The following is a 20,921-nucleotide window of genomic DNA, read 5'->3' on the forward strand; positions in this document are numbered from 1 at the left end:
CGCCGGGCGTCTAACCCTCACCCGCCCGGTACCGGCGGCGCCAGGGCAATTGCTGCAGTTCGGAAAAGAGCTGGCCATGTAGCGTGTCTGAGACGCGTACCACGGTGCAGCCCACCAGCAATTGGCAAATATCTGTCTGGCTGAAGAGATCTGGAGTGCGTCCATTGTGTTTTTGAACTTAACCCGCACGGCACCGGTGACGCCAGGGCGATTGCTGTATCCAGAAGGACTTGCCTTTGTTAGGCGTCGGGACGCGCACTGGCGCAGCCGCCCACACCTTTATAATAATGGTATTTTAAAGAAATTCCTGATACTATTGAAATAGTAATTATTATTCTACTTTGCTTATCTGAAGATAAGCGTTATTTTGAAGATAGAAGCCCTAAGGGTGGAATTGTACACTATTTTTGTGTATATGACCGTTCTTAGGGCTTTTTTCTGATTCAGGGGGATGATTGTCTATTTTCGATGTGCTACTAAATCAATTGAGAGGAAGGATTGTGGTGAAGTTTGATGAAATTATTAAGTGCATAAACTGGAGGTGTTTTAGTGTCAGCTGATTCTATTCATGAGAACTATCATAGTTTTATAGATCAACTTAGGTCACTAGATCCGATCGTTCATAAAATGAGATATCAAGGTACCGTAAGCTGGAGGAAAAAAGCCTGGAAAGGACCACTGAGTAACATGAAGGTTCTTTTTAAAGCTGCGGGTCCCTTGGCCAAAATTCAATGGCTATCTTTACCCGTAATTGGATCCGTCATTGCGTATGCGAGTCATAGCATTTCTAATATTCCAGTGTGGATGATGATTACTGCGTGCGTTATTTTGTTGGTTTTAGTTTATTGGATCCTTGTGTTACTACATACTAATAAAATGACCTCAATAACAAGTCATCACTTTGATGTAGCTGCTTTTAAAGAGAAGAAGCCAGCTGAATATCTCATTTGGGCACCAATTGTTGAGAATAGCAGAACGACATTTAATGGTTTGTTTAACGAAATGAGCCAACTATTAACGCCAAACTATTCTCAGATTTTAGAGATAATAGAGCATTCCAAAGGGCAAACCGAAGAACTAAGATCCTCGAATGATATAATAACAGCTGAAAGAAACTACCTCCTTGCTGAAATTGAGAAATATGAAAGAACCGTGGGTTATCTCATACAACTCATTAAGGCAGCTAACAAAAGTGTTTCTCGTTTTGTTAACAACAGTATGAATTTTTACGAGCTTGACTTTATTTGTGCCTATACTATATATAAGGTCAAAGATGAAAAGTTATATAAATTTATTGATAAAGGAACATCTGGTGCCAGTCCTGAAATTATTGAAATAACACAGCAAAATGCCTTAAGATATGCAGTCGTTGATGTGGCGATGAGTCATGATGATAGTATCAAGTATAATAACCCTTACCCGGGGAGAACAGTTGTATCTTATTTAATGAAAATGCTTGATGGTGAGCAATGGATTTGGAGCTTTCATTTTGACGATACAAATCATATGGCATTGAATCTTACACTTTCCGACGATATAATAGAAATAAGAGAAGTGTACCGTATGATTCATTCCTTTTGTCTCTTAATTCAAAAGGATATGTTAAGTAATAGTAAGGGGAGGGATCTTAATGTCGACCTGGGTAGAGAAGCCAAAAAGAGTAACTTTTAGTACTCAAAGTGAGATTACACAATCAAATAGGGAAAGACGTACTGAGATGCTCCACCTTTTCGATGAGATAAGACGAGCCCAAGAGGAAGTTGCTGCTACAAATATAGAAAGTAAAGGTAAAAAATCTCTGATTAATTAGTTTATTCGCCCACTCTTATAGAGTGGGCTTTTTGTTGTGTATAAGTTTAAAAGAGTTGGCCACACTGTCTAGTAATATTGAAGACAAGGTGGTGCTATAATGTCAAAGAAAATCACTCATATATATTCCAAACCGAAAAAAGTAACGTTTAGATCGCAAGAAGAAATTACTAAATTAAATAAAAAAAAACGTGAGGATATATTAAAGAATATCAGAAAAAGTAAATAAGTTAACCAACATCGTGTTACTTCTCGATTAGAACTAATCCCACTAGTGTTGTAGACTGGGAAGCCGATTACCAAAAAGCAGCGCATAAAATTAACATAAATTCTGGACGTATCAGACAGCACCGGTATGAGATCCGGAAGGGTTAAAAGTAGCCCAGCAGCTGGTACTCCTAGCTCGTGCAGAGGTGCAGAGCGGCCGTAATCGACATTAGTGGGAGAGAGCAACAGGTCGTACTCTTTGTTTTTCCGGACGCGCTGTGTCCAGAATTTCGGGGTAAGCTGCGGTTGCGAGTTAGGAGTAGCTGGTGATGTTGTTGGACTTTCGGATGCGCGAAGAGAACCCGTAAAAAGCCTACACTTGGTCCTTCCATATGACGGTGGGCGGCGATAGGCAACCGATGACGTCGGCTGGCTGTAATCGGCATCCCGAGTACTGCCGCACCCAACCATTGCAGGTAGTCAATTTTTGGTTTTTGTCAGCGCCGAGCTTACTGCAATCGGCAAATGCTAATGACAGTCTCGGCTGCGCAGTGAACCAGTAGTTGGTGCTTCTGGTTCTTTCGAATACAGGATGGGCCTTGGACGGTTTCGGAGGGAACATGCAAACCAGATGCGAGTTTTAGCAGCGATCGGCCGCGACAGCGAAAGGTAACTAGCCCGGTTGTTTCTACATGTACTGGAAACAGGTTGGAATCAGCGTGACTGCAAAAGCGTCCAGATGTTCGGCAAACCTGCTGCTCATGCTCCTAATTCTTACATCTAAGCCAAGCATAAACGTAAAAATGTATTCCATCGCAGTAACACAGTAAATTATATACCGGTATCTTCGCCGGCTACTACGCCCCAAATGGTATGTATGATTGTCGTCTATTGGAAATTGTTTTATGAATTAAGGGTCACTTTGAATTATCTTTTGAATAATAATCAATCAATTCTTTTGCTGCTTCTACCGAAGGCACCTCTATAGAGCGTCTGGTACCAAAATCGACGCGATAACCTTCCTCATTCTGGTATTGCACTATAGGAGTTCCGTTGTGCTGTTCAATAATCTTGTACTTTAGAAATGGATTTTCTTCACGTTCCAATGGAGAAGAAGAGACGGGAATAGTTGGCGATTCATTCAATTCTTTAAGTGTTTCTTCCTGTTTCATCAGATACTCCAGTTCAAACCGCTTATTATTTTGTTTGTAGAGCTCCGTACCGGTGAGGCTAAAAGCAATCAGCAGGTCACAGATACATCGACGATATGCATCACCTTTGCCATAACAGAATTTCACATCTTTTTCTTCTCCGTTCAGGGCAAAAAATTTAAGATCCTCAAAAATATCCAGTCGCTTACTAAAAAGCGTCGCAAGCTCTTTCTCAAGCTTTTCTGTCCGAAAGTTAGTAGGGGGCATAACCATCACTCTCCAAATAATGTATATATTTATTATACTTTTGCACACAAATGTTTGCAATGTATAGAAATTCGTTCCTTCGGGCAGGCGAGCTGAAAGGAACACCCGTATGTCGAGGTCAGGAAAATATCAACGGGTCCATTGCTGCGGCGGCGTTAGCGTCTGCAAGTAAGTCTGCCCTCCAGGATGCCGGTTGTGCGTGTCGCGCGTCAAGGAAACCCGGCAGCAGATGCCGCGCCGTAGTGACGTCCGGGCCGAAAGCCCGCTCCGCGCAGTGAATGTATAGCCCGGGCTGCCACTTATGAAGAAATAAGGGGTCATCCGCGGGCCCTCAAGTCATTGTTTCTTGCTTTCAGAGTTTCGTTTTCGACGCTGCCGTCTTCGACCTCTGCGGCTCGAATTTCGAGAAATCCGTTTTCGGTATTTGGTTTTGGGTCTATTGCTTCGATGTTTGGGTGTAGGAACTGGCGGCAAAGCAGCCTTTCTTGCTAGGAAGAAGGATAGAATGTCAATAATGTTGTTTATTAAATCTATCACCTCTTTGATTCCATGGAGTACCTTAACCCATGGGATGTCTTTGAAAAATTCGAAAACATGGCCTAAAATTTGATACATTTAGTATTCCCCCTTATGTTTATGTTCTTGCTCATTACTTTTCTTTCAAAAATACTGAGAAAAACCTTTTTTAACCCAGAAACATTTTTCTTTTTTGCATCTGTAGATAGAAAATAAAGTATTTAAACTCTGTAAATATAGTTGTAGACTGGTACTCCAGACGGAGCTGGTTTCCCGTTCGGCGCGTCTGGCGACAGCGGGGCGTCACGTACAGCTGCAGCTCGCACTCCCGGAGCTCTGGATGAAGCCGTGCTTCCCATTCGGCTTGTCCGGCGACAGCGCGCGCGTCCGGCGACAGTGGGCCGTCATGAGCAGCTGTAGCTCACACCCGGCGCTCCTGACAAAGCCGGTCTCCGGTTTGGTGCAGCCGGCATGTGTATCTGGTTCCCTTTAAAAGCACCAGGCAGCGGAAAGTCAGCCGGTTACTTCGACCAAATGCTTCGCAAGCTTCAGGTCTAATACTCTATCTTTTCTTTCAGTAGCACTACGAAATAAAAAAAGATCTATGAGTGTTCCAGACGCCGATATGGTTTATCTGATCCCAATACTTACCGCCACTTCCGACCCGTAAGTAGGCTTATAATTATGATGAGGTGGAAAGTATGTTTATAAGTCCAATGTTGTTGCAAACGGCTCAAGGGCCTTTTTCACATAGTAATTATATATTTGAACCAAAGGTAGACGGGCACCGATTGATCTTCTCGCAGCAGATGGGGAATGTCCGGCTTTATACCCGGCACGACAACGATTGTACCCGACAGTATCCCGAGCTGCAGCTACCATTCGAGGAGGACATTATCCTGGACGGTGAGGTCGCCTGCGTTAATCCGGCAACGGGAGTATCGGATTTCGAAGCCGTCATGAGCAGGTTCCAGGCACGTCGGCCCGACAAAATACAGCAGCTCAAGGCCACACTGCCGGTTTATTACGCCATATTTGATGTACTGCAGTATCGAGGGCAGGACTTGCGGAGCCTGCCGTTGATGCAGCGTAAACAGATTCTGGCCGGGCTTAAGCTACCTTCCGGCAGCTTTGGCATCGTCCCGTTCGTGGAGAGTGCCGGTGAAGCGTTATTTGAACAGATCGAGGTACGAGGCATGGAGGGCGTTGTGGGTAAGCGAAAGAACAGTGTATATGAGACAGGCCGCCGATCCTACGCCTGGCAAAAGGTCATTAATTGGACTTACGCCGAGGTGTATATCACCGGCTACCGTAAGCAAGAATTCGGGTGGCTGGCGGCGGTGCCCAGTCCGTCCGGCAAGCTGCGGCCCGCTGGGATAATTGAGTTCGGGGCGTCACCGCTTCACAAACAAGCCTTTCGCGGGGTTGCTGGCCAGCTTGTGACCGGCGAGGACAAGGAGTTTGTTCATCTGGAGCCAAGAGTGCGAGCCAAGGTACGTATGAGAAACTGGACTAAATCTGGTATGCTCCGAAGTCCAGTATTTACGGAGTTCGTAATATAGTGCAGCTGGATTTTTGCCTGGAACCACCAACCTGTTATTCAAATCAGAGCAGATTAAAACTCAGCCGGCAAAGCGCCGGCTGTTTGTTTATAGCAGGATCTCGGTGCTATGACGAAGAGATATGTTTTCTCCGGCGGGATTTTGAATGCCGCCGCGGGTTTCTCTTCACTTTAAATTGTCGATATGGCTTTACTGATTTCACGGGGACTTTCCTGAATGATTTTAAAGCTGCTTTTAGTCTCAGTATGTTAATACCAAGTGCCATCCCTGAATTAACGTATGAGAATATACTTGGCCAATCGAGGTAAGCCAACTGTTCACGAAAATCATTAATAATCATCAAAATGTCATGCATGTTTAATTCCCCCTAGATATAAATGGATTTTTGAAGGTTGTTCAAGCGCAGCCTGTCCCTTCAGAAAAGCTTTTTTTCTGGTAGCCCCTCCCGTTCTCTTCCTCAACCCCTAAAGTGGTTTGAAATGTTATTGTTAATCACTTTGGGTTCCTGTGTACTTTTTCCTGATTATTATTGCAGATAGTCAGTAGGGTGGGGATATCCGGCAAGCTGCCCTGAATCTCTCACGCTAATAATCGGGGTACCTATCCGTTTTGTTGCAAAAACAATAAAAGAATTTTTTTTAAGGAAGGGGGAGGCAACTCCCGGATACAGATGGGACGATATTTCCAGGTTTTTCACCAATGCATCAGATAAGGAGTCTATCCATCTTTGCACCTTCTAATAGTAGTTATCGTTCTCCCGGTTAAAAAGATGCGGTTGAATTTCATTCATAATCACGTCGTCTTCTCTATACAGAAGACGACTAAATGTGATATAATGGAAGTAGAAAACCCACAATCCACCGTTTCTTAACGGCAGGAATACTCGACATCTTCTGTAAATGAGGGAAGAATACTATGTCTGAAATGTTTAATTCATTTCTTCAAAAGCTAGAGAATGAAGGTTTGGCTGACCGAACGATTGATAATTACAAGGCAACCTGGAGCTCGTTCAAGAAATGGATTTTTCAAACTGATCCAAGTCCCGAGGATGCAGGGCTGGCAACTCAAAAAGATATCGCAGATTTCAAGCAGTATTTAGACAATTTTGGAGGGAGGAACGGAAAGCCGGCAAGGCCGGCGACCACGAATAAATATTTTGTCCAACTAAATGCCATTTTCAAATATTTTACGGAACAAGGGTTTATCTCAGAAAATCCACTAGGCTCAATTGAGAAGCCACCGGCTGCAAAACGTACTCCTAAGTGGCTTAACAACACCGAACAGGATGCATTTCTTGTAGAAGTTCGAAAAAGCGGCTCAAGGCGCGACTTCGCAATTATAGTGTTGATGCTTAAGGCCGGTCTCCGAGTACATGAGATTTGTGAGCTCTTAAAGACTGAGCTAAGTATCAATGCGCGAAGTGGTGTGGCCTATATTCGTGGTAAGGGATACAAGGACAGAGAGGTTCCGCTTAATGCGGATGTCCGATCAGCTCTCGAAGATTATTTAAGGGATGAGCCTGCAGATAATCGTTATGTCTTCAGATCTCAACGTTCAGAACAGTTATCTGTCAGGGCCATACAGCACATGGTGGAAAAGTATCGGGACCGCGTAAAGATCAAGCATCTTTCATGCCACGCTTTGAGACACTCATTTGGACATGATTTAGTTACGGCCAAAGTTGATCTGCAGCGCGTAGCTACACTCATGGGCCACTTTAAAGAAGATGGCACTCCAAACACTGCTATGACAGAGATATACACCACCCCAGGTGTTGAAGATCTTGAGGCTGCAGTGGAGTCGATAAGTAGGACCTAAATTAATGTAAAAAGGCGATAATGGCACCAATTACAGGAAAACTCTATATGTGAAAAAGGAATATGTCCGCAGCGGCTAGGATTTAAACAGGACCTTGGAGGTGTAATATGATAAGTATTTTTACGATTATTATAGTAAGCATTATCGCTATTTTAGGGGTTGGGAATTTTCTCATAGCCATCAAAAATAAAAAGAAAGCAACGATGCTTATTGGGATTTTGTTCTATTCTCTATACCTGGTGACCATTACTTGGGCGTTGTTTACGAATAGTATTAAATTCTGACGACCGTAATGCCATGTCAGGGGATTGGGTTAAGGGATTTGCTATCCAAATTCTTTAAGGCTGCTGTTCTGTCCGCAGGGTACGACGAGATATGCGCTTGGATGAGGAGCCGGCGCTCGACAGCATTACCTTGCTGAAGGCGGAGGCAGACACACGTGGTCAACTCATGGATGTCCTCCTTTCAGGTGATAGAAAGGCGATAGACGCATACAGTTTGGAAAGGATGGTGAAATGCAGTATGGATGAAGTGATAGATGCCTGGAAAGCCGCCTATCTGCAAGCAAATGGAAAAGAACCTCCTCCTATCATCTATGCTAATGGGTGGTTCACACTAATTCGTGCTAAATACCGTAGGGCCGAAATTGAGCATATGACACAAACGTTACTTTCTAGGGTTAGTGCCACATATGACGAAACTGAAGGAGCGAATTAATGGATGCGGCAGAGCTTGCCAGTCAATGGTGTAGCGGCAATAAAGGATGGCAGCCTATTTTTGATATAGGTAACGGTGCGGACCATTTATACGTACAATGGGAAGAACTATCTGCAAAGGAAAGACGTAAGTGGGGCAACAATGGGTTTAGGAATGCTGCAAAGGAGTGTTGGGAAGAATTCGGGACAAAAAAATGTAAAGTACCATATGGTTTTATCGCAGAAGATGGTAATTTCTACACAATGCAAGAATTCTCTAGATCATCATTAAATGGAGTGATGGTTTTTAAAACGGATGTTACATAGCATGAATAGATATCACTGATAAGACGTATAAAACGCAGTAGAGAGGATGGATAAGCGAATGAAAGTCAAGCAAATATTTGCTCAGTTAACCGACAAAGAATTACAGAAGTTTTTCAGGAGCTTAAAGAATGGATGGAGACGGGCTTCTTGAAGCGAGATGGGTATGTCAGAGCCTTGCACGAAGATTGCGAAACAGAATTAGATATGGATATTGACCTGAGAGTTGTTGAAACACAGGTCCTATATGAGATAGGAGAGCGGTTTTTAAAACTTGATTTTAAAGAATAGATAGTGTCGCAGTGCAACGAAATAACGCTTAAGGCCAAAGGCCATCGAACCAGACCGAGCCGGGGGCCGGATAATCCTTAAATAGCCATCCTCTAACAACGAAGGAGAGATATAGCATGACGCCAGAACGGAAAGTAGAGTTAAAAGCACTACTAGACGCAGCAGACGGGCCAGATTGGGCGCATGACAGTGAGTTAATGGATAAAGCGCCAGGCATTGTACGTGACCTCTGGGCTGCTCTAGAAGAGGCAGAGAAGCAACTCACCATAAAAACCGATGGGATCAAGTAAAGGAATGGAGCAACGCGTTCTAATGATAAAGCTTGAACGGAAATAGAGAAGTTTGGAGCTGTGTTGGAAACGGAGGACATATGGAAGAATACTCTTATTGTGAAAGATTTCGTAAATATATGGCCAGCAATTGAGAGTATATTGAAATAAAGCATTGAGCTGTGGATCTGAGCGGCCGTGGAGTCGATCAAATGAACGTAGTGAAGGGCAGTAGACGCATATCAGCGTTCAGATATTGCATATAAGATACTGTAGAGTTATAGCACTCTAATGAATCGAAAGTTTTTTAAAAGAATTATACTGATACGGGGGGCATCAAATGAGCAATAATTCTTATTTTTCAGAGCGTAGCGGGATTGAGAAAAAAAAATTAAACTTAAAAGACTTGATCGAAGTGTTTATAGTCATTGTTAATGATTTAGCCAAGGATAAGTACTTCAATGACTTTTACGGTTTTGAGGACAATTGGGGAAAGTGGAATCAAGGAAAGGCAAGCGGGAATTTCGAAGCATACGTGCTTTCGGAGATTGGTAGGAGAATATCTGATCCGTTCTACTGTCAAACTACACCTAAATATGCTGAGGAAGATGTGTTCGATTTGATTGAGCTCCTTCACAAACATATTTATCTTAAAGATTCTTATCAACAAGAACAGCTTGGTATTTATGATCTAGAAGGTATTCGAGAGTATTCACAATTGAAGTTTAGGGAACGCATTAATGATCAGATATCAAGGTATAGTAAAGGATGGGAATTACAATCAAATGGCGAAGTGCGTGAGCTATTGTCAGAAGGGTTTAAACCATTAATTGATGAAATTGCAGTTTATGGTAACGAGACAGAAGTTGACGGGAGAATTAGAAAAGCAATTAGACAGTTTTTGAAATATGGTTCTGATGAATTAACCAAGAAAGGTGCTTTACTTGAAATTGGTGGCGCATTGGAGCGAATTAGGAGTGAGCTTACAGAAAAGGTGCATACAGAAGAACAGGCTATCTTTACTCTGTTGAATAAATTTGATTTACGTCATAACAATAAGATTAAAGAAGCAGGTTATGACACCGAGATATTTTATCCATGGATGTTCTACACGTTCCTTTCTACTTTCGATGCATTTGTTAAGATAAGAGATAGAGGGTAAAGAACTGGTAAGCGGATATTGAGATTGGTAGAAATCAACCGCCGGCCACATGATTGGCCATCTGCAGCAGACCGGCTGGGTCCGGACGAATACCTGCAGCAGCTCTCTGTTCAAACAACCGACGCCGCGGGGATCCATCCGCTGTTAGCCTTACTGGCCATCAGCAGTGCGCCGGTATCCTTGAGGGAAAAACGCAGGAGCAGCACTGACAATCGAGCGAGCTTCGGGGTGGAGATTCGGTTCCCAGGCTGTCCACTCAGCGGTGTGCCGGGCATCCAGTTCCGGAAAAATACCTGCGGGAGCAGCGTTGCCTGCCGAACGATTAGCGGGCGCCGAGCGATCCGGCTGCGGGCTGCTTGACTGGCGAGATTATTGATGCGGCGGACAGTCATGAGGAATTTGCTTGGTCCCAACTCCATGAGGTTCTCCATACATAGCTTACGACATCTTTGGGCATGACCTGGTGGCGCGGTGGAGTTGATAAACTGGACGCAATGAATTTTAGACGCATATAGCGTAATAGTAAGGGAGAGTAGGGAGCATGGGGCAGGAGAAGAATGAAGCTTACAGGGCCATTGTTATGAAGCACCTTGAAATTATATTTGATCATTTGGACGATGCCATAATTCAGCCTTTTGATACAAAGCCTGGAGGTGTTGTAGTAGCCTTCAATGATCAACCAGAAGACAAGCTCCTGTTCTGTTACGATCCGGGAAGTCAGCAGGTTATGAGCTATGATGACGATGACGGTGAATGGAATGTTGATTTTTTGTTGCCGTGGCAAATGAACTAACAAATCAAGATGCAGTTGACGACATTGATCGCAATGAAAAGTTCATCAATGAGTTTAATTCATAGACATATACGGCGTTAGACTTGCCGCAGTCTGGATTATGTCCAGAATGCAAGTTGGTTATGATTTGTTTGCTACCAAAGTAAACCGCTACGTCGAACCCAAAACAGATTCTGGAGTGAGGATATGATCCGTTATTTTAAAGATAAAAAAATAAAACAAATTTTCAGACAGTTTCCCGACATTAATCCCACTGAAAAAAGATGGTTACTGCGGGATGTGAAGGCTAGAAAGGAATATTTGAAGAAAGATTTGCTTTTCAATGTGAAAGTTAAATATAACCCATTTGACGTTGATTCACTACAAGATCGTCTTGACCTAATAGAAAAAGCCGAGATGATACTTAAACATGATTGGTATAGGAATAACTTAATAAATCAAATGACTATAAGAAACCTTTATTGCAACACTCTGGGGGAAAGTTACAGCGTTCCAGTTTTTGATGATAATGGTACAAGTGAAGATTCTTTATTACAGGTCCAACAAAGAGAGATGCTTAAGAAAGCTGCTACACATAATGAGCATCTTACTTTTGCATTAGTTAAAAACGGAAGTAAGAATTTTATCTACTCTGTTGCTTCAGCCGATATTTTTAAATCAAATATTTATACTGTTGAATTTCTTCCCGAACCATTAAATGATATTGGATTTATATGGAGAGATGAGGGATATCTAAATTTTATTCTGGTAACATCCCTATCCGGTGAAACCCAGGTTTTCGAACGAAACTACCGAACGAGGCCATTTGAAGAAGATGTCGTGAAATACGTGGAAAGTGTATACCCGCAAAAGAAAATAACAGGGTCTGCCCTGTTTTTTGAATATTCAGACGGTCGAATCACAAGTTTTACGCATGAAGCATATAGGCGCATATGCGACTCCCAAGTTCAAATAATTATTTTTTAAATATGTAGGAAACACCAGAAACGGTGCGTGGGGGTCAGTCAGAAATTCTACCCCACGATGAAATCAGGGTATGGCTAGATGGTCATAGCAAAGGGATGGATACTGCCAGCACATCTAAAGAAATTAATGAATAGTCAACGAGACACTATGAATTATACTGAATTTGGAGTGTTCTAATGGAGCAGCTAAAAGGCGCATGGAACATTGAAATAATTGATGCAACTACATCTACTAAGAAATACCAAGTTATGAACCCCAAATTCCTTTTAGTTCGAATAGAGATTATTGTTACGTCGGACAGTCATGAGGAATCTGCTTGGTCCCAACTCTATGAGGTTTTCCATACTTAGATTACGACACCTTTAGGCATGGCCTGCTCCAGAAGCGGTCCGGAATACTATGACTAATCTAGTAAATGACTTCATTCGGATTGAGAAAGGTGGTAGGTTTACAGAATTGGAGTGAAAGATGGAATGAACATATCTAGATCCAGAAAAGTCCTTATTGTATGGTCGATCTTTTTAACACTTCTAATAATTTATCTGAATTTAGCTTTGTTCATAGATTTAACTGATGATTGGTTTTTTGTAGCTGTATTTCTCAGTTTCATACTAAACAGTCTTTTAATCCCGATATTATTGATACCGTGGGTTCAAATTTATTATGTCAAAGATAAAGAGAAACGGCTTCACAAAGTACTCTTCACTGTGTATCTCATATTGCTCAGTGTTTTCATTTTCGTTGTCTTATTATTTGTCTTAGGTCTTACAACTTAATGAGAGGAAATAAAAAAAGCGTTACTGTTTAAACCTGGTGACTGCCGGTAATGATCTGCTGATGATATACACCACTCCAGGTGTGGAGGATTTAGAGGCTGCGGGGTGGAGTCGATCAGTTGGACTTAATGAATTATAGACGCAACTATGAAGGAGGATATTTGTGATGCTTAATTCTCAGGAAATAGCTTTGAAAATGATTAGGGATAGAGACATCAAGGATAGACAGGATGTGGGAATGATACTGGCTGAGATTCAAGAATCTGCTGTCACTGATGATGCTTATGAGTTCATAGGCTATTTACGTCTGGTGGCCCAACAACGGACGTTATTGCCATAGTAGACGCAAACTTTACATGAGGTGTTGATATGGAGGTTTTACAAAGGTTCTTACAAAAGCCCAGCAGAAAAATCTTTTGGAGCTTGATAATTGGTGTAATCATTAGAATCTCTGTATAGGAAGGGGAGCAAAGAACGGGACGTTTCTTAGTGGAAAACGGTCTCGCTTATAGAACAGGTGAGGTAATCAATTACGCTGATCAATATCGTATTACTGAGCTTGGTAGGCAAGTTGCTGAAAGACGAATATAAGGAGGTGCGATTTGGGAATAACGTTGAATATTAAGGATCTAGTCCCAAAGTGGGTAGTATATATATCTGGTAGATACGCAAATGACAAACTGTTTGATCAATATTCATTAAAGGTTTGGAAAAACCTTATTACCACATTAGTTCAGAATAACTCTAGTTTTAATTCTTGGTTCAAGAAGGATCTTCCTGATTGTCGATCAATGAGAAGGTTGTTGTACTCTCAATTTCATCTTTCTAAGGAGCTGACTATTGAAAGCCTAGTTTATACGGTTGGGGTAGAAGCGCTAGAAGCTGGGGAGCTAAAAGACAATGAGAAGAGAGTCATTCAATTCTCTCAAGCCTTAACTACTAAATGGTATAGTGAGATGTTAGATAACAACATTTTAAAAGAAAGATTTGAAACTAAAATGGGAAAAAAAGTAACCATGATAAGTCCGCTTAATAAAAATGTTGAGGCAAAATTATTCGAAATATTGAAAGATCCAAAGGAATTAAGAAGAGAATTTTATAGAACCTATTCTTCTGAAAATGTGACAGATGATAAATTCAGAGTCTTCTTACCTAATGCGCAAGGGTATTTAGACTGGAAAGGTGAAAATAGTATTGTTATCAGTTTAAACACCTTTGAAACCTTTGAATTGGGCTTTTTTAGAATCGGATACGATTATCATCTGTTAGATTCAAATCTAAAAAGGAAAGCACATGTTAGGCGTGCAGCTCTATCTAAAGATATGCGAAAAGAAGTTGCTAATTTTTCTGATGGTGAGACGTTTGGAAATAAAATTGAAGATTCAAGAGTTATCTGGATGGCGTAGATGAAAGCCCATGAATCAAAGTTTGTAGAAAGGGGCTTTATTGATGTGAAGCTTACCCCAATGCAAAAGAAGAGAATAAAATTGTTGCCTACAGGTGATTGTTATTCAATTACGCCTCTACTAAACGATGAGAAGAGATTCGAGATTTGCCGAATCACCGATATTCAGTTTAAGGTTGAAGTTTTTAGATCAATGGATTTAATTGAAATTATGGAGTTTGAATTTCCTGAAGAAGTTTTTCATTTTATAGAAGCGAACTAACGGTTGGCCAAGTAAATCGTGAAAGAGTTGGATAAGTTATAGCCGCGGTATAACCAAATGTGAAAGAATTTAAATGACGATCTTGATCGTATCCTTAGAAGCCGGATCGGTGAATGGAGGAAGAGCGATTATGCTAGTGAGTGATTCAAATATAATCCGAGTAGAGATCTTTGACTTCCGTTCCTTGCTGGGAAGCCACACATATGAACCAGCCGACTTTCATGTGCACCAGGACATACATCTAGCAATTGAATGGTGCTTAGGAAAAAGATTAAATCGAAAAAAAATATTTACCGAATCTTGTACTTATTCTTCAGTCAGACTTACTATTCATAATCCGAAGTTATTTTTTGATGATAAGGAAACCGTACGTGTCGAGAGACGAATGTTCTCTCCCTACAAAGGATCTGAATTTTTAATACATAACAGGCATACTAGTTTAGGCGTTATTAAAGAAACTCTATCTACACCGTACTGTAAGGATATTATGGATAAGTTAAACCATTTCGCGGAGCTTTATAGTCTAGGGCGCTAATTACTGATAATTTTAGATTATGATGCGATAGAAAGGTGAAGAAAATGAAATTAATAAAACGCCTGGGATGTAAAATTCATAAAATAACGGAGGGGAAGATTTGAAATTTAAAGCGTCTTGGGATCCTGAAATCGGCAACACATATGACACCGTGGTAAGTGGACAGATATGGTCCTTTACTTTGGATGGCACAGATCCGGATAATGAAGAAATTTGTTTCATCACCTGGAGCACCGGGGAACAAGAGTCTCATTCGAAAGGAGAACTTCTGCCAGGTATCAATGAAGTGGATACGCTGAGGGCTGCAGGAATTGTTTATCCAAGAGGTGATTCTGCCGAGGATCAATACCAGGCTTTGTTAACTGTAATGAATCAACCTACTTATCGTTTTGCTAATATGGTCGTTCCCAAAGCTATGGTTTTGACTTGCAATTTTGCTCCAGAACATTACATTGAAAAATGGAGAGGCAGATTTGATTCGGAATATATGGGATTTGAGTATGATCCTGATAAGCGCCATCTAAATATTTCTTCACCTGATCCAGATGCCAAAGTGCCGGACTGGGTTATGGAGCGGTTTATTGTATCTTCCATGATGCGGATAAAACCAGCTTCCGGACGTGAAAAAACTAACTTTGTATTAAAGATCGAAAAGCAAGATATTTAAGAGAGACATAAATTACGAAAGGTAGATATTCTATGAAAATTTCGAAAGATTATGAATGGTAAAAAGGAGGTAATTTCATAGATGCATAATGATCTCAAAAGTGTATGGAAACAAGAAATTGATAAAATCGGCCCTTGTCCTCAGCGGCAAGACGCAACCTTAGACCAACTAATTGATCTTCATTATGTTGCAGTTAAGCTTGGGTTCTATGATGCTGCTGATATCCTAAAACACACTTTAATTGATTCAACAACAGTTCTATGATATCTCAAAAGCAATTCCTTAGTGAAACGCACTTAACAATCAGTACGAAGCAAGCCCCAAAAATAACTCTCCAAGACGCACGGATTAAACAGGCTAAGATGATTCAAAATTTCATAGCTGCACAATGCAATATTGAAGTAAGGCACTATCAGAGAATTGAGTATGGTGATATTAAGCCTTCTATTGTATTAGCTCGAAGAATTGCAAACATTCTTAATATTTCACCTCTTGCAATCTCAAATTGGGATGTTGAGGAAGCCAATGATTTTCCAGAAAATAAATCAATAATTAAACTTAAAGAAGCTCGAAAAAACGTGCATATGAATCAGATTGATGTTGCTAGGCAATGTGGAATTTCAAGAAGGCACTATCAATCTATTGAATATGGGACCGTTGTCCCTTCAATTATACTTGCAAAGAAAATAGGTAAATGTTTAGGGATCTCGCCTTTAAATATTTCTGAATGGACTGAACCTTTATACTAAACTTCATTAGATTGATCTTTGGGTGGATCGCATTTGGGTACCGGTAAAGACTCGCTTGAGAAGTAAACCACCAGATTGTGCTCTTGGAATTCCGGATGCAGCATACTGGCAACAGCATTTAGCTTTGTGGAGATATTCAGCTCGTCTATGATTATTCTGGATATGCCGGACGGATAGAAATGGCCATACCGGTGCTAGAAACAGACCGTGTGCAAACCAGCAGCTCAAGCTCCTGGTTCTTTGGCATGCGCCAGGTGGACTGAGATAGGCATATCGGTTATAGCGGCGGCAGTGCAGCGAAGGCAGGTTGAGTTTTGGTACATCAGGAAGGGCTGGGGGGCGTCACAAGCCGGAGATGTCGGTTAGCAGTGGGGGCCTATAAGTGTTCTGGTTATTCCAGATGAGCAGGACATGCTTCAATTGGCTTAAAGGCAACAACGGTTGCTGCACTGCACAGGGTAGCTGGTTGCTTTCCTGCGCTAGAAAGAAACTAAAGTGTTAGAATGAAAAATATAGTATTGAACTCGGAAAATAAAGTTGTAGACTGGTGCTCCGGTTGAGCCGGGCTCCAGGCGTCCGGCGACAGCGACCGGCCCGAGCAGCTGCAGCTCATACTCCCGGCGCACCGGACGAATCCTGGTTCCTCCTGTTTGGCGCGACCGGCCCGAGCAGCTGCAGCTCGCGCTCCTGGGTTCTGGACGGAGTCTGGTTTCCGTTCGGCACGTCCAGCTGCGGAACCAGCAACTACAGCTCACACTCCCGGCTCCCGGACGAAGCCCGTATCCCATTTGGCGCGTCCGGCGACAGCGACCGGCACGAACAACTGCATTCTCGTGCTCCTGGGTTCTGGACAAGCCCGGTTCCCGTTCGGCACGTCCGGCGGCGTCACCAGCAACTACAGCTCACACTCCCGGCCCACCGGACGAAGCCCGGTTCCCGTTCGGCGCGGCCAACGACAGCGACCGGCCCGAGCAGCTGCAGCTCGCGCTCCTGATTTCTGGACGGACTCTGGTTCCCGTTCGGCTCGTCCGGCGTCGTCACCAGCAACTACAGCTCACACTGGCGCCCGGACGAAGCCCGTATCCCATTTGGCGCGACCGGCGACAGCGGCCGGCACGTCTTCCTGATTTTCTTTAAAAGCGCCGAGCAGCGGATCGCAGCCGGTTACTTCGACCAACTGCTGCTTGTAGTCTACTACTTTATTTGCCTAACGATTTTCTTTACTAAAAATCGCGCAAAATCAATAACTCCGCTCTAATACTTTATTTGCTTCGATCACCTGATTCATCTGGGCACGTCGGGCGGGCAACGGGTTCTTCCAAACTCCTATCGGAGTGCGATTGACACATCAGCGTCACGGTGGATACGCAGGAAAACAGCAGGGTAACGTTTCAGGTCCTTCTGAATGTGTCGAGCGCAGCGAGCGGGTGGGGACGACAGAGCTATCGACGCGGGGATCTTAGTTTCGGCTATGATTCATCTGGATATGACTGACGAGAAATAATCTGCATACTGGCGACAGTGGCCAGCAGTTGCCCAGTAAACCAGTAGCTAGTGTTAAAAGAAAATATAGACTCGGCGAGGTGTCGATAGCCGATTATGGTGGCCAGTTGCTTCACAAGCTTTAGCTCGTACTCCTGGTTCTCCAGGAGCGCTAGGAGCGGTGATCGGCAGCCGGCAGCCGGTTACAGGGGCCAGCTGCTCGTTAGCTTCAGTTCGTGCTCCTGGTTCTCCAGAGGCGACGGATTGAGCCGGCACGAGTTTTCCGGCTGCTGCAGCATCGCGCGCAAGGTTGCTTCTAGAAAAAGTCGGTCACACCACACTGGTACGACTTGGGTTAGCTACTAGAGCTCCGGGTACCTGATTCCTTCCGGACAGAGACGGCAGAATAACCCCGCCTGCAGGGGCATCCAGCTTTAGCAGCACTTCGCACCTGGTTGCTTACGGACAAAACCGGCCGGACGAAACGTACCGGCGTTGCACATCAATTCTAAAAAGAGTTCTGCAGCAAAATTTTTCATTTTAAATAATTTCGCAAGGACGAAGTTATCTAGTGTCGAATATTAATACAAGGCACTTAAATAACGGATTAAAGGTGAGTGTTGAATGAATCAACAGATTACCCTTAAAGATATGGTTCATCGTGTCCTAGCTAACCACGATTCGGATATACTTTTTAAACTACTAGCTGGGAAAATTTCGCCATTAAACGTATTAAAAGACCATTCGATACAGTCAAACTTTATAAAATCAATTGAGTTAGAGTGGGACAACCTCTTTGATACGTCTAACAACCCATATTGGAGCTGGAGCGCGGTTAGTGATAAAGAAAAAGAATCTGCGTTTCAGATGTTACTCAAAAAAGTTGAACCATTAATAGCTGAAGAAATTTATATGGTATTGAAAAAACATCATTCATCATGTTTATCAATGTATCATTGGCAACTTGCTTTTGTTAAGAAAACTGTAGACGGATTGCAAGTAGATGGAGTGAGTAGTTCTATAGCTATATCGAAGCTTCAATGTCGAGTAAATGAATTGCATGAAGCTATTTCTGATCTGGAAAAAGTTTCTATGGCGCTTCTTTTCTTTAAAATGAAAGAAGATAACAATGAAGTATTAGATGATGGACAGTACGAACCTATAATAAATGAGGAGAAATCTAACGTTGATTTAGGTAAATATGAGTTGTTGGAGTGGAATTGGAATAGCTCTATCTCTGAAACTGACACCGAGAAGTTAATTTTAAACGAGGGCATAAATGATGCTAATGAAACAGTTGCAAATGTTAACCAATTAGATAATGGTAAAGAATCAGCTATGCGCTACTTGATTTTTAAAAGATCTAAATTAGCTGGTGGAGTAGTTCAAGACGCTGACGGAAATCAAGTAGATTATCTTAATGAATCAATTTCACGCATTTTAAATTTACAACATAATGATGAGATCCAAGTTCGTCGTATTAAAGAGGACGGACGAAATGAATACGAAGTTTTAAAGCGAAGAGGAGAAGTTAATCCAGATCGTATAGTTATCCAATATTGCATAGCTCACTTCAACTCAATCAATAAAAAATATATTGTCGAGTTTCAGATTATTGGTGGAGAAAAGAGGTATTTGAAACTAGCGGATGGTACCCGTATTCAATTTAGCTTTGATAGTTCGGACGTCCCTCATTTGCGGATGGAAGATGGTTGCATAGTGGATCTCGCATACTGGAAATCACGACCTGAAACAGCGAAAATTATATGGAATCATCATTCATCTGCTCAATAACATCAGCATTTGTTGTTGTCGGCGTTGCAAGATTAGTTTACTGTAATGTGCGTTTACCGTGGGGTTTTCGCCGGACAACGCCTGCATTCAGGGCGTTGGTGGTCACAGCACAGTTCGTCCGCTAATCGCTGACCGGTCTCACCTGCGCCGCCGAACTGCCGGAGCGGGTCATGCGGTCCGTCCCATTTTTAGCGGCGGCGAGCAATTATCGTGGTACGGTATGCTAAATTATATGTATCAACTTCCGTTTGAATTTGTGGAGGTTTTCAACGGGAAAAGAGCCGTCCTTTTTTGGACGGCTCTTTAGGTTGCCGTCTGGATGGTCCACGGCGTGATTAGGCACGTTCGGCGAGAAACCAGCACAGCTTGGGAGCGATTCGGATAGCTACCACCATAGGTTCGCCACACTCCAGGAACAATCGGCAGCGGACCAGGCCGCCATCTGCTGCAATTGTAGAAAGAAAATAAAGTGTTAGACTGAAAAATAAAGTATTAGACTCGGAAAATAAGTTGTAAACGAGTGCTCCGGACGAAGCCGGGCTTCGCGTTCAGGCGCCCGGCGACAGCAGCCGTTATGTGCAGCTGCAGCTCGCACTCCCGCGCTCCGGATGAAGCCGTGCTTCCCGTTCGGCGCGGCCGACGACAACAGCCAGCACGAGCAACTGCTGTTGAAAGAAAATAAAGTTGTAGACTGAAAAAATAAAGTATTAGACTAGACGCCACGATCGGCAGCCCCGGTTAAACGGGCCAGCTGCTTCGCATGCTTTCAGCTCGCGCTTCTGGTTCTCCGGTAGCGCCGGGGGATCGCCAGCTCCGGTTACACACCGGCCAACTGCTTCGCATGCTTCAGCTCGAGCTCCTGGTTTCCGGAAGCGCCAGGCGCCGCGATCGGCAGCCCCGGTTACGCCGGTCATCTGCTTCACATGCTTCAGCTCGAGCTCCTGGTTCTCCGGAAGCGCAGGGGATCGGCAGCTCCGGTTACATCGGCCAGCTGCTTCACGTGTTTCAGCTCGTACTTCTGGTTCTCCGGCAGCGCCGGGCGCCGCAATCGGCAGCCCTGGCTACGTTGGCCAGCGGCAGCGCATGCTTCAGCTCGTGCTCCTGGTTCTCCGGAAGCACCCGGGCACCGCGATCGGCAACCGGCTACGTTGGCCAGCGGCAGCGCATGCTTCTGTCGGATACTATATTTTCTGGTCAGATTCTTTTTGGACACTCTCTTGATGTCCCAGTCTACTGCCCGTTCGCGCGGCCCGAGACAGCGGCCAGCACAAGCAGCTGCAGCTCGCGCTCCCAACGCTCCGGGAGACCCGCTTCCCGTTCGGCGTCCGGTGACAGTGGCCAGCACGGAGCAGCTGTAGCTCGCGCTCCCGGCGCGCCGGACGAAGCCGTGCTTCCCGTTCGGCGCGGCCAACGACAGCGGC

General features: G+C 43.4%; 20 protein-coding genes. 17 read left to right on the forward strand and 3 right to left on the reverse strand.

The features are described 5' to 3' along the window. Window positions 1-549: 549 nt before the first annotated feature. A complete protein-coding gene (locus F1379_RS22580) occupies window positions 550-1,671 on the forward strand; it encodes a hypothetical protein (protein ID WP_150274266.1) in 1,122 nt (373 codons plus the stop codon). A gap of 238 nt (window positions 1,672-1,909) precedes the next feature. Then, window positions 1,910-2,038 (forward strand): hypothetical protein, encoded by a 129-nt coding sequence (locus tag F1379_RS30565; protein WP_275262651.1) that lies wholly within the window; start codon window positions 1,910-1,912, stop codon window positions 2,036-2,038. An 895-nt stretch (window positions 2,039-2,933) separates the two neighbouring features. On the opposite strand, the gene F1379_RS22585 is transcribed toward F1379_RS30565, so the two are convergent. Further along, window positions 2,934-3,434, reverse strand: coding sequence for a hypothetical protein (locus tag F1379_RS22585; RefSeq protein ID WP_150274268.1), 501 nt, complete (start codon window positions 3,432-3,434; stop codon window positions 2,934-2,936). A gap of 1,217 nt (window positions 3,435-4,651) precedes the next feature. Here F1379_RS22585 and F1379_RS22590 point away from each other — a divergent pair. The 14 genes from F1379_RS22590 (at window position 4,652) to F1379_RS22645 (ending at window position 16,224) form a co-directional block, all read left to right on the forward strand. Further along, window positions 4,652-5,512, forward strand: a complete 861-nt coding sequence (locus tag F1379_RS22590; RefSeq protein ID WP_150274270.1) for an ATP-dependent DNA ligase — start codon at window positions 4,652-4,654, stop codon at window positions 5,510-5,512. A 915-nt stretch (window positions 5,513-6,427) separates the two neighbouring features. Further along, entirely contained in the window at window positions 6,428-7,330 is a 903-nt protein-coding gene (locus tag F1379_RS22595) for a tyrosine-type recombinase/integrase (protein WP_150274272.1), read from the forward strand. A 375-nt stretch (window positions 7,331-7,705) separates the two neighbouring features. Continuing rightward, a complete protein-coding gene (locus tag F1379_RS22600) occupies window positions 7,706-8,047 on the forward strand; it encodes a hypothetical protein (protein WP_150274274.1) in 342 nt (113 codons plus the stop codon). Further along, the gene (locus F1379_RS22605; protein WP_150274276.1) at window positions 8,047-8,352 is read left to right on the forward strand and encodes a hypothetical protein; all 306 of its coding nucleotides are present in this window, start codon (window positions 8,047-8,049) and stop codon (window positions 8,350-8,352) included. The genes F1379_RS22600 and F1379_RS22605 overlap by 1 nt, the downstream gene beginning before the upstream one ends. A gap of 404 nt (window positions 8,353-8,756) precedes the next feature. After that, window positions 8,757-8,930, forward strand: a complete 174-nt coding sequence (locus tag F1379_RS29865; protein WP_162551252.1) for a hypothetical protein — start codon at window positions 8,757-8,759, stop codon at window positions 8,928-8,930. A gap of 319 nt (window positions 8,931-9,249) precedes the next feature. Continuing rightward, on the forward strand, window positions 9,250-10,071 hold the full coding sequence (locus F1379_RS22610) for a hypothetical protein (RefSeq protein ID WP_150274278.1): 822 nt from the start codon (window positions 9,250-9,252) through the stop codon (window positions 10,069-10,071). A 541-nt stretch (window positions 10,072-10,612) separates the two neighbouring features. Beyond that, window positions 10,613-10,864, forward strand: coding sequence for a hypothetical protein (locus F1379_RS22615; RefSeq protein WP_150274280.1), 252 nt, complete (start codon window positions 10,613-10,615; stop codon window positions 10,862-10,864). A 186-nt stretch (window positions 10,865-11,050) separates the two neighbouring features. Further along, window positions 11,051-11,830 (forward strand): hypothetical protein, encoded by a 780-nt coding sequence (locus F1379_RS22620; RefSeq protein WP_150274282.1) that lies wholly within the window; start codon window positions 11,051-11,053, stop codon window positions 11,828-11,830. A 942-nt stretch (window positions 11,831-12,772) separates the two neighbouring features. Continuing rightward, on the forward strand, window positions 12,773-12,946 hold the full coding sequence (locus F1379_RS29870) for a hypothetical protein (RefSeq protein WP_162551253.1): 174 nt from the start codon (window positions 12,773-12,775) through the stop codon (window positions 12,944-12,946). Between the two features lie 262 nt (window positions 12,947-13,208). Continuing rightward, window positions 13,209-14,012, forward strand: a complete 804-nt coding sequence (locus F1379_RS22625; RefSeq protein WP_150274284.1) for a hypothetical protein — start codon at window positions 13,209-13,211, stop codon at window positions 14,010-14,012. Next, window positions 14,013-14,273 carry a hypothetical protein gene (locus F1379_RS22630; RefSeq protein ID WP_150274287.1) on the forward strand — a complete coding sequence of 87 codons (261 nt, stop codon included), beginning with the start codon at window positions 14,013-14,015 and terminating at the stop codon, window positions 14,271-14,273. A gap of 635 nt (window positions 14,274-14,908) precedes the next feature. Next, complete coding sequence (locus F1379_RS22635; RefSeq protein ID WP_150274289.1) at window positions 14,909-15,475, forward strand: hypothetical protein; 567 nt, start codon at window positions 14,909-14,911, stop codon at window positions 15,473-15,475. Between the two features lie 81 nt (window positions 15,476-15,556). Beyond that, window positions 15,557-15,739: a hypothetical protein gene (locus F1379_RS22640; RefSeq protein ID WP_150274291.1), complete on the forward strand. Its 183-nt coding sequence runs from the start codon at window positions 15,557-15,559 to the stop codon at window positions 15,737-15,739. Then, window positions 15,736-16,224: a helix-turn-helix domain-containing protein gene (locus tag F1379_RS22645; protein WP_150274292.1), complete on the forward strand. Its 489-nt coding sequence runs from the start codon at window positions 15,736-15,738 to the stop codon at window positions 16,222-16,224. The genes F1379_RS22640 and F1379_RS22645 overlap by 4 nt, the downstream gene beginning before the upstream one ends. 609 nt (window positions 16,225-16,833) lie before the next feature. Here F1379_RS22645 and F1379_RS30570 read toward each other — a convergent pair. Beyond that, entirely contained in the window at window positions 16,834-16,968 is a 135-nt protein-coding gene (locus tag F1379_RS30570; RefSeq protein ID WP_275262652.1) for a hypothetical protein, read from the reverse strand. 1,362 nt (window positions 16,969-18,330) lie between these two features. Between F1379_RS30570 and F1379_RS22650 the strand changes: the two genes are divergently transcribed. Next, complete coding sequence (locus F1379_RS22650; RefSeq protein WP_150274295.1) at window positions 18,331-19,500, forward strand: hypothetical protein; 1,170 nt, start codon at window positions 18,331-18,333, stop codon at window positions 19,498-19,500. Window positions 19,501-20,730: 1,230 nt separating this feature from the next. Here the strand turns inward: F1379_RS22650 and F1379_RS29875 are convergent. After that, window positions 20,731-20,921: hypothetical protein (locus tag F1379_RS29875; RefSeq protein ID WP_162551255.1), on the reverse strand; the 191-nt coding region annotated here is incomplete at its 5' end.

The sequence above is a fragment of the Paenibacillus tepidiphilus genome (genome assembly GCF_008635795.1).
Taxonomy (GTDB): domain Bacteria; phylum Bacillota; class Bacilli; order Paenibacillales; family Paenibacillaceae; genus Paenibacillus_AQ; species Paenibacillus_AQ tepidiphilus.